At 72.8% G+C, this 9,522-nt stretch carries 6 protein-coding genes; 4 read left to right on the top strand and 2 right to left on the bottom strand.

Annotation, left to right across the window (positions count from 1 at the left end; translation table 11 throughout):
• Positions 1 to 75: 75 nt before the first annotated feature.
• Positions 76 to 2,241, bottom strand: coding sequence for a RecQ family ATP-dependent DNA helicase (locus ACWGL3_RS28310; protein ID WP_267948683.1), 2,166 nt, complete (start codon positions 2,239 to 2,241; stop codon positions 76 to 78).
• A 295-nt stretch (positions 2,242 to 2,536) separates the two neighbouring features.
• Between ACWGL3_RS28310 and ACWGL3_RS28305 the strand changes: the two genes are divergently transcribed.
• The 4 genes from ACWGL3_RS28305 (at position 2,537) to ACWGL3_RS28290 (ending at position 9,354) form a co-directional block, all read left to right on the top strand.
• On the top strand, positions 2,537 to 5,431 hold the full coding sequence (locus ACWGL3_RS28305; protein WP_452461998.1) for a glycosyl hydrolase: 2,895 nt from the start codon (positions 2,537 to 2,539) through the stop codon (positions 5,429 to 5,431).
• 279 nt (positions 5,432 to 5,710) lie between these two features.
• Positions 5,711 to 8,191 carry a DNA gyrase/topoisomerase IV subunit A gene (locus ACWGL3_RS28300; protein WP_267948681.1) on the top strand — a complete coding sequence of 827 codons (2,481 nt, stop codon included), beginning with the start codon at positions 5,711 to 5,713 and terminating at the stop codon, positions 8,189 to 8,191.
• A gap of 82 nt (positions 8,192 to 8,273) precedes the next feature.
• Entirely contained in the window at positions 8,274 to 8,804 is a 531-nt protein-coding gene (locus ACWGL3_RS28295; RefSeq protein ID WP_267948680.1) for a beta-class carbonic anhydrase, read from the top strand.
• A 223-nt stretch (positions 8,805 to 9,027) separates the two neighbouring features.
• Positions 9,028 to 9,354 carry a tetratricopeptide repeat protein gene (locus ACWGL3_RS28290; protein ID WP_267948679.1) on the top strand — a complete coding sequence of 109 codons (327 nt, stop codon included), beginning with the start codon at positions 9,028 to 9,030 and terminating at the stop codon, positions 9,352 to 9,354.
• On the opposite strand, the gene ACWGL3_RS28285 is transcribed toward ACWGL3_RS28290, so the two are convergent.
• On the bottom strand, positions 9,309 to 9,522 hold a 214-nt coding region (locus tag ACWGL3_RS28285), incomplete at its 5' end, for a hypothetical protein (protein WP_452461997.1). The two genes, ACWGL3_RS28290 and ACWGL3_RS28285, sit on opposite strands and share 46 nt — an antisense overlap.

Below are 9,522 nucleotides of genomic sequence, written 5' to 3'. Positions count from 1 at the left end.
CCGCGGCGCTGCCGCGGCACACCCGCCGGTCCGCGTCGGGAGGGGCGGCGGGCCCGCACCCCGCCGCGGCGGCGCTCAGCCCCCGGTGGTGGCCAGGGTCAGCGGCAGCACCTCGGGGGCGCCCGCGCTCCTGAGCAGGGCGGCGCCCACGGTCAGGCTCCAGCCGGTGTCGGTGTAGTCGTCCACCAGCAGGACCGGTCCGGGCGTCTCGGCCTGGACCGCCGCCAGCCGCTCGCGCAGCTCGTCGCCGACGCGCAGGGACGCGTACACCTGGGCCAGGCGCATGGCGCTGTTGTGCTTCCTCTGCTCCACGGCCCCTCCGTACTCCAGCGCCCCGATCGGGGTCAGCCTCCCCAGCCGGGACAGGCGGGAGGCGAGGTCGTTGATCAGGGCGGGCCGTGTGCGGGACGGCATCACGACGACGCCGACCGGCCGGCGCTCCCAGCCCCACGTGGCGAGGACCCGTACGACGCCCTGGAGCATCCGCTCGTCCACCGGGGCGTCCGGCGCGTCGTCCGCGAGCACGCGCCTCAGCTCGTTGCCCCACCCGATGTCGGTGAGGCGGCCCAGGGCCCGCCCCTCGCCCGCGCGGAGGTCGTCCTTGATCTTCCCGGTCAGCCCCACGCCCAGGGTGTCCATGCCGGACGGCCACTGCCGCCTCGGGGCGATGGGCGTGCCCGGCCGGTCGAGGTGCTCCGCCGCGGCCTCACGGCGCCCGGGGTCCACGTCGGTGTTCCAGTACTCGCCGGTGCACACGTCGCAGCGCCCGCAGGCGACGCTCTCGGGGTCGTCCAGCTGGCGGCGCAGGAACTCCATGCGGCAGGTGTCGAGGTCGATGTAGTCGAGCATGGCGCGCTGCTCCCGCTCACGCGCCTCGGTGACGGCCGCGTACCGCTCCGCGTCGTAGCTCCACGGCCGGCCGGTGGCCTCCCACCCGCCGCGGACCCGGCGGACCGCGCCGTCCACGTCCAGCACCTTCAGCATCTGCTCCAGCCGGGTGCGGCGCAGGTCCACCCGGGTCTCCAGCGCGGCCACGGACAGGGGCCGGCCCTCCGCCGCGAGCACGTCCAGGGTCTGGCGCACGGTCTGCTCCGGCGGGAACGACAGCCCCGCGAAGTACTCCCAGATCTGGGTGTCCTCGCGGCCGGGCAGCAGGACCACCTCGGCGCGCTCCACGCCGCGTCCGGCGCGGCCGACCTGCTGGTAGTAGGAGATCGGGGACTGCGGCGCACCGAGGTGCACGACGAACCCCAGGTCGGGCTTGTCGAAGCCCATGCCGAGCGCGCTGGTGGCCACCAGCGCCTTGACCCGGTTGGCGAGGAGGTCGTCCTCGGCCTCCCGGCGCTCGTCGGGGTCGGTCTGCCCGGTGTAGGCGCGCACCTCCAGCCCCTGCTCGCGGAGGAAGCGGGCGGTCTCCTGGGCGGCGCTGACGGTCAGCGTGTACACGATCCCCGATCCGTGGATCTTGGGGAGGTGCTCCGCGAGCCAGCTGAGCCTGGCCGTGGGGTCGGGCAGCCGCGCCACGGCCAGCCGCAGGCTCTCCCTCTCCAGCGAGCCGCGCAGCACCAGGGTGTCCTGGCGCTCGCCGCCCGCCTGGAGCTGCTCGGCGACGTCGCGGGTGACCCGCTCGTTCGCCGTGGCCGTGGTGGCCAGGACGGGCACCCCGTCCGGCAGGTCGTGCAGCAGGGACCGGATGCGCCGGTAGTCGGGGCGGAAGTCGTGGCCCCAGTCGGAGACGCAGTGGGCCTCGTCGATGACGACCAGGCCCGCGCCCGCGGCGAGCTCCGGCAGGACCCGGTCGCGGAACTCCGGGTTGTTGAGCCGCTCGGGGCTGACCAGCAGGACGTCGACCTCGCCCGCGGCGACGTCGGCGTAGGTCGCCTCCCACGCGGTGGTGTTGGAGCTGTTGATGGTCCGGGCCCGGATGCCGGCCCGTTCCGCGGCCGAGATCTGGTTGCGCATCAGGGCCAGGAGCGGCGAGACGATGACGGTCGGGCCCGCACCCTCCGCCCGGCGCAGGGCGGTGGCGACGAAGTACACCGCCGACTTGCCCCAGCCGGTGCGCTGGACGACGAGTGCCCTGCGGTGTTCGGCGACCAGGGCGCGGATGGCGGTCCACTGGTCCTCGCGCAGCCGTGCGGAGTCCCCGGCCAGTGCCCGGAGGTGCGCCTCGGCCTGCTCGCGGAGCGCGCCGCCGGAGGCGTCGGCGGGGACGGTGGTGTCAGCGGTGGGTGTGGCCATGTCCTCCTTGGTACCAGAGCCGGGGGACATCGGAGGGGTCGTCCACAGGACGAACGCGCGAGGACCTCCGCTCCGGCGCGGCGCCGGGACGCCCCGCCGCACCCGGTCCCGAGGGGAACCGCGTCCGGGGAGAGCCGCAGAACACACCGAGTAACGAAACGGAAACTATCCGTCTTCCCGGCATTGCACTCCCGAACCGGTATCTGAACACTCGACGCCAGGGCTCACGTCTGGGGCGCTCGCGTCTGGGAGCGCTCCCGACTTCTCGCGACACGCACGGCGGAAGGACACGGACATGCACCGACCACGGGGCCGGACCGGCCCCCGACACGCCTCCCCCGAGGCCCCGGCCCGACGACGGGGAGGGCCCGCCCGGCCCGCGCTCCTGGCGGCCGGCGCCGCCCTCCTCCTCACCGGCGCCGCCCTCCCGGCGCTCACCGGGCCCGTCCCCGCGACCACCGCGGCGGCCACGGGCGCCGCAGCCGTCCCCGTGGGGTCCGGCAGCTACACCGACACCCTCCCGGCCGGGGCCTCCGGCCCCTCCGACCTCAGCGGCGCACCGGCCTCCCCCAAGGTCACCGACGACTACGAGGGCGCGGCCCCCACCAACGAGTGGTGGTCCTCCCTCATCTTCCAGCGCTATCCGGAGAACCCCCACGGCGAGAACCTCTTCGCCCACCCCGCCAGCTACCACCCCCACGAGGGCGGCCTGGAGATGGGCTACCCCGACACCCCCCGGCTCGTGGCCGACGGCCTCAAGTACGAGTTCCCCCACGTCCCCGACCTCTCCCTGGGCGCGGTCGGCCTCGACTCCCCCGACACCCGGGTCGCCGACAGCGGCGACTGGACGGTCACCGCCGAGTGGGCGGGCGGAGGCCCCACCCTCCGCGTCACCATCGGGCAGGGCCTGCCCTTCGCCTACGCCGAGACCAGCGGCGGCGACGCCGAGGTGAGCTTCAGCAGCGCACCCGACGTCTGGCACGAGGACGGCTCCGTCGTCGGCGCGAGCGTCGGCGGCCGCCACTACGCGCTGTTCGCGCCGTCGGGTTCCCCCTGGACCCGGTCGGGCGACACCTTCACCGCCGCCACCGGCGACGGCGGCCACTACTCCGTCGCCGTCCTCCCCTCCCCCGGGGACCTGGACGCCTTCGCCCCCTACGCCCACTCCGTCGTCACCGGCTCCGTGGTCGACTACGACTACGACGAGGCCGGGGCCACCCTGACCAGCACCTACCGGGTGGAGACCGAGGCGGTCGAGGGCGACCGCACCGGCACCCTCATGGCGCTCTACCCCCACCAGTGGGACAACGCCGTCACCGACGTGACCGGCCTGTCCTACACGTCCCCGCGCGGCGAGATGCGCATCGCAGAAGGCGGCAGCTTCACCACGGAGCTGACCACCAACGGCGTCCTGCCCAGCCTGCCCACGGTCGACGGCGCCGACCACGACCGCATGCGGCAGCTCATCGACGAGGTGCTCGCCGGGGAGGAGCTCTTCCCCGAGCCCGGCGACACCTACTGGGACGGCAAGGCCATGGGCCGTCTCGCGCAGCTCGTCCCCATCGCCGACTCCATCGGCCACACCGAGGCCCGCGACGAGCTCCTCGACCTGGTCAGGGGGCGCCTGGAGGACTGGCTGACGGCCGGCGGCACGCGCCAGTTCCACTACAACGCCGAGTGGGGGACCATGCTCGGCTACCCCGACAGCTTCGGGGCCGCCCAGGAGCTCAACGACCACGACTTCCACTACGGCTACTTCGTCTCGGCCGCCGCCGTCGTCGCCCGCTACGACCGCGCCTGGGCAGCCGAGGACGCCTGGGGCGGGATGATCCGTCTCCTGATCCGCGACGTCGCCGCCACCGACCCCGACGACCCGATGTTCCCGCGCCTGCGCTCCTTCTCTCCCTACGCCGGGCACGGCTGGGCGTCCGGGCACGCCGGGTTCGCGGCGGGCAACAACCAGGAGTCCTCCTCCGAGGGCATGCACTTCGCCGCCGCCACCGCCCTGTTCGGCTCCCTGGCCGGCGACGAGGAGGTCCGCGACCTCGGCGTGTACCTGCACACCACCCAGGCCTCCGCGATCCCCCGCTACTGGCAGGACCAGGGCGGCGGGACGTTCCCGGAGGACTACGAGCACGACGTCGTCGGCATGGTGTGGGGCGACGGCGGCGACTACCGCATCTGGTGGGACGGCGGCGACGAGGAGCACTACGGCATCAACTACCTGCCCATCACCGCCGGTTCGCTGTACCTCGGGCACGACCCCGAACACGCCGGCGCCGTCTACCGGTCGCTCGTGGACCGCCTGGGCCGCGAGCCGGAGATCTGGAGGGACATCCACTGGGCGCACCGCGCCCTCTCCGACGGCGACGACGCCCTGCGCATGTTCGAGGAGCAGTGGCAGACCTACGAACCGGAGGCGGGCGGCTCCAAGCCGCACACCTACCAGTGGGTCTCCACCCTCGCCGAGGTCGGCACCGTAGACGCCTCCGTCACCGCCGACACCGCCCACTACGCGGTGTTCGACGACGGCGGGACCCGCACCCACACCGCCTTCAACCCGGGCACCGACCCGGTGACGGTCACGTTCTCCGACGGCGTCGAACTGAGCGTGGAGCCCGGTTCCCTGGCCTCCACCAGGGGTGAGGGCGGCGGGGGCGACCCCGGAGACCCCGGTGACCCGGGCGACCCCGGGGAGGGCAACGTCGGTGACGGAGACCTCCACCTGACCCCCTCTGCTCTCTCCGGAACCCCGCACGGGTCCGCCGACGAGATCACCGTGGCCTCCGCCAGAGGGCGCAACCAGGACGGCCTGCCGCCGGAGGACCGGGTGGTCCTGCGGGTCGACGGCCTGACCGGTTCCCACAACGGCGACGCCACCGCGTTCTCCCTGCCGGTGGACTCCGGAAACGCGATCGCCAACGCGGTCCAGGTCCGCGTGGTCTACGACCTGGACGGCGACGGCACCGACGACCGGACGGAGACCTACCGCTACTTCGCCACCAACGACCGGTCCGGCTGGGAGGAGTACACGCAGGGAGGAGGCGCGGCCGACAGCGACGGCGCCCTCGGCGACATGGTCGACGGCTCGGTCCGCGTCGAACTGTGGAGCGCCCTGGGAAGCGACAGCTCACGGATCCTGGTCGGCCCGGACGACGGTGCCTCGGTCACGATCCCCTTCAGCGACTGACGGCGGGCAGGCTCTGACCGGCGGTCAGAGCCTGCTCTTCCGGGCCCCGCCCCGGCCCGCGCCCGGGCGCCCGAACCAACCCCCGTCGGCCAGGTCCCCCTCCGGGGAAGAGGGCCCGGACCCGTCACCCCGTCGCACCACGGTGCTTTTCGCCCCTCCCTGCTTTCAGGGCGAAAACCACGTCGCAAGGGGTCAAAACCCCTCAGTCGCGCGACTCACACACGTCCAACCACGCGTCCGCGTACGTTTCAGTCTCCGGCACAGGCCAGAATTACGGACATGGCCCGTACTACTTCCCGTCCCCCCGAGGATCTCGCCGAGAAGATCATCGACATCGACGTCTCCGAGGAGATGCGAGGCAGCTTCCTGGAGTACGCGTACTCGGTCATCTACCAACGCGCGCTCCCCGACGCCCGCGACGGCATGAAGCCGGTTCAGCGGCGCATCCTCTACCAGATGAACGAGATGGGGCTCCGCCACGACCGCGGGCACGTCAAGTGCGCCCGTGTGGTCGGGGACGTGATGGGACGGCTCCACCCCCACGGTGACAGCGCCATCTACGACGCCCTCGTCCGCCTCAGCCAGTCCTTCGCCATGCGCGTGCCCCTGGTCGACGGCCACGGCAACTTCGGTTCGCTGGGCGGCGACGACGCCCCCGCCGCCATGCGCTACACCGAGGCCCGTCTGGACCGCGCCGCCGAGCTGCTGGTCTCGTCCATCGACGAGAACGTCGTCGACTTCAAGCCCAACTACGACGGCCAGGAGACCGAACCCGAGGTCCTCCCCGCCGCCTTCCCCAACCTGCTGGTCAACGGGGCGTCCGGCATCGCCGTGGGCATGGCCACCAACATGGCCCCCCACAACCTGGGCGAGGTCATCGCCGCCGCACGCCACCTGATCTCCCACCCCGACGCGACCCTGGAGGAGCTCACCGAGTTCGTGCCCGGCCCGGACCTGCCCACGGGCGGCACCATCGTCGGGCTGGACGGCATCCGCGACGCCTACCGCAGCGGCCGGGGCACCTTCAAGACGCGCGCCACCGTCGCCATCGAGAAGGTCTCCGCTCGCCGTACCGGCCTGGTCGTGACGGCCCTCCCCTACAACGTGGGCCCCGAGAAGGTCGTCAGCCGCATCAAGGAGCTGGTGCAGTCCAAGAAGCTCCAGGGCATCTCGGACCTGAAGGACCTCACCGACCGCACCCAGGGCCTGCGCCTGGTCATCGAGCTCAAGAACGGCTTCAACCCCGAGGCCGTGCTGGAGGAGCTCTACCGGCTCACGCCGATGGAGGAGTCCTTCGGCATCAACAACGTCGCCCTCGTGGAAGGCCAGCCCCAGACCCTGGGCCTGCGCGAACTCCTCGAGGTGTACGTCAACCACCGCCTGGAGGTCGTCCGCCGCCGCAGCGAGTTCCGCCGCACGAAGCGGCAGGAGCGCCTGCACCTGGTGGACGGCCTGGTCACGGCCCTGCTGGACATCGACCGCGTCATCGCCCTCATCCGCGAGGCCGACGACACGGCGGCGGCCCGCGAGTCCCTGATGGGCGCCTACGGCCTGTCCGACACCCAGGCCCGCTACATCCTGGACACCCCGCTGCGCCGCCTGACCCGGTTCGACAGACTGGAGCTGGAGACCGAGCGGGAGAAGCTCAACCAGGAGATCGACTCCCTCACCGCGATCCTGGAGTCGGACAAGAAGCTGCGCCGCGTGGTCTCCAAGGAGCTCGCCGACGTCTCCAAGGAGTTCGCCACCCCGCGCCGCACCCAGCTGCGGGAGAGCGACGGGGCCGCCCGCAGCGCGGTCGTCCCGCTGGAGATGGCCGACCAGCCCTGCCACGTGCTGTTCGGCGTCGACGGCGCCATCGGCCGCAGCAAGGGCGCCGCGGTGCCGCGCGTCTACGAGGGGCTGCGCACCCGGCACGACGCTATCCACGTGTCGGTGCCCACCACCTCGCGCTCGGACGTCGGCCTGGTCACCGACCTCGGCCGGATGATCCGCGTCCCGGTGGTGGAGCTGCCCGAGCTGCCGGACCGCGACGACGAGCGCCCGCCCCTGGCCTCGGGCCTGGACGTCGGGGAGTTCGTCCAGCTCGAGGAGGGCGAGCGCGTCGTGTCGGTGGTGGCCATGGACACTTCGGGCCCCGGCTTCGCCGTGGGCACGGTCGGCGGCGTGGTCAAGCGCGTCGCCCCGGACTACCCGCCCAACAAGGACGACTTCGAGGTCATCGCGCTCAAGGACGACGACCGCGTCATCGGCGTCACGCAGCTCTCCTCGGGTGAGGAGGACCTCGCCTTCATCACCTCGGAGGCCCAACTGCTGCGCTTCTCCGCGAGCACCGTGCGCCCGCAGGGCAGGCCGGCGGGGGGCGTGGCGGGCGTGCGCCTGTCGGAGGAGGCCCGCGTGCTCTGGTTCGGCGCCGTCCCGAGCCCGGAGGACTCGGTGGTGGTCACCGTCTCCGGTTCCTCCAGCGCGCTGGAGGGCACACAGGCCGGTTCGGCCAAGGTGACGCCGTTCGAGACGTATCCGACGAAGGGCCGCGCCACGGGCGGCGTGCGGTGCCACCGCTACCTGAAGGGCGAGGACACCCTGCTGTTCGGCTGGATCGGCCGGGCACCGGCCCGCGCCTCGCGGGCGGACGGCAAGCCCGTCCGGCTTCCCGACACCAGCGACCGTCGGGACGGGTCGGGTGACGCCCTCCCGAGGGCGATCGTTACTGTTGGTAGCGGTCAGACCGACTCCGGGATCACCGGTCCCGGCGCCTGACCCCTCCATCCCGTGCCGTGCACACCGGAGTGCTCCGGTGTGCACGGCACAGCTGTGACCAAGGACAAGGGAGTGACTCCACGTGGGTGACAACAACGGTGCCGTCCCCTCCGCAGGCGCCTTCGACGACGTGTTCGCGGCCAACGCGGGCTACGCGGCCGACTTCTCGCTGGCCGGGCTCAAACCGGTCGCGGGGCGCGGCCTCGCCCTGGTGACCTGCATGGACTCCAGAATCGAGCCCCTGGACATGCTCGGCCTGGAGCCGGGCGACGCCAAGATCCTGCGCAACGCGGGCGCCCGGGTGACCGACGACACGCTGCGCACCCTGGTGCTGGCGGTGTACCTGCTCGGGGTCGAGCGGGTGCTGGTCCTTCCGCACACCCGCTGCAAGATGGCGTCGGTGCCCGGCGACGACGCCGTCCACGACCTCATCCAGCAGGAGTACGGGGTCGACACGCGGAGCCTGGAGTTCCACACGAACAGCGACCAGCTGGGCGCGCTGGGGCACGACCTGGAGCGCATCCGCCACCACCCGCTGCTCCCCGCCGGCCTGCCCGTCGCGGGTGCGATCTACGACGTGGACACCGGGCGGATCTCCCCCACGGACCTGTGACGACGCGGCGCGGAGCGCCGTCCGCGCCTCTCGGGGCCCCGGCCCGGAGGGCGGACCGCGTGTGCGGGCCCCGTGTGCGGGGATCTCTCTGATGGGGGTGGTGACGCCAGTGGGTCACACCAGACCTCACAAAGCGCCTCCACCCCACACGCCACACCAGGGAATGCGGCCGGACCCCTGGCCGTTGTGATCCGGGACGGTTCGCGCCGTCGGAAGGAGCACCGTGGAAGAGAGCACCTACGAGACCTACAACCGCGCCCGCATGTTCATGGAACTGGGCGACCCGATCTACGCGGCCCGCACCCTCGAACCGATCGTCGAGCACGATCCCGACAGCAGGTCGCTGCTGGAGCTGCTCGGACGCGCCTACTTCCACTCCGCTCAGCTCAACAAGGCCGAGAGGACCTTCCGCCGGATCATCGAGCTGGACCCGGTGGACAACTGGGCGCACATCGCGCTCGCCCGCACGCTGGAGCGCCAGAGCCGCCACGACGAGGCGGCCACCTACCGGCGCATGTACTCGGTGATGTCCGGGGGATCGCTGGACTGAGGGGCGCCGCCCGGCGCGCCCTCCCCCGCACCGGGGCCGCCGGCCGGGCGGCCGCGCCCCCGCGAACCGGGAGCGGCGACCTCCCCGAGGGGGTGCGCCTGGTCCTGGACCCGGCGCCGGTCGTGGGCGACCTTCCCCGGCGGACCCTGGACCGGGTCATGGCCCGCG

The sequence above is a fragment of the Nocardiopsis sp. NPDC055824 genome, assembly GCF_053616335.1.
This window is presented reverse-complemented; position numbering and strand designations above follow the sequence as displayed.

Bases quoted from the DNA above. Each gene is read 5' to 3' on its own strand.
- ACWGL3_RS28305 (WP_452461998.1), top strand. From the start codon at position 2,537: ATGCACCGACCACGGGGCCGGACCGGCCCCCGACACGCCTCCCCCGAG.
- ACWGL3_RS28310 (WP_267948683.1), bottom strand. From the start codon at position 2,241: ATGGCCACACCCACCGCTGACACCACCGTCCCCGCCGACGCCTCCGGC.
- ACWGL3_RS28300 (WP_267948681.1), top strand. From the start codon at position 5,711: ATGGCCCGTACTACTTCCCGTCCCCCCGAGGATCTCGCCGAGAAGATC.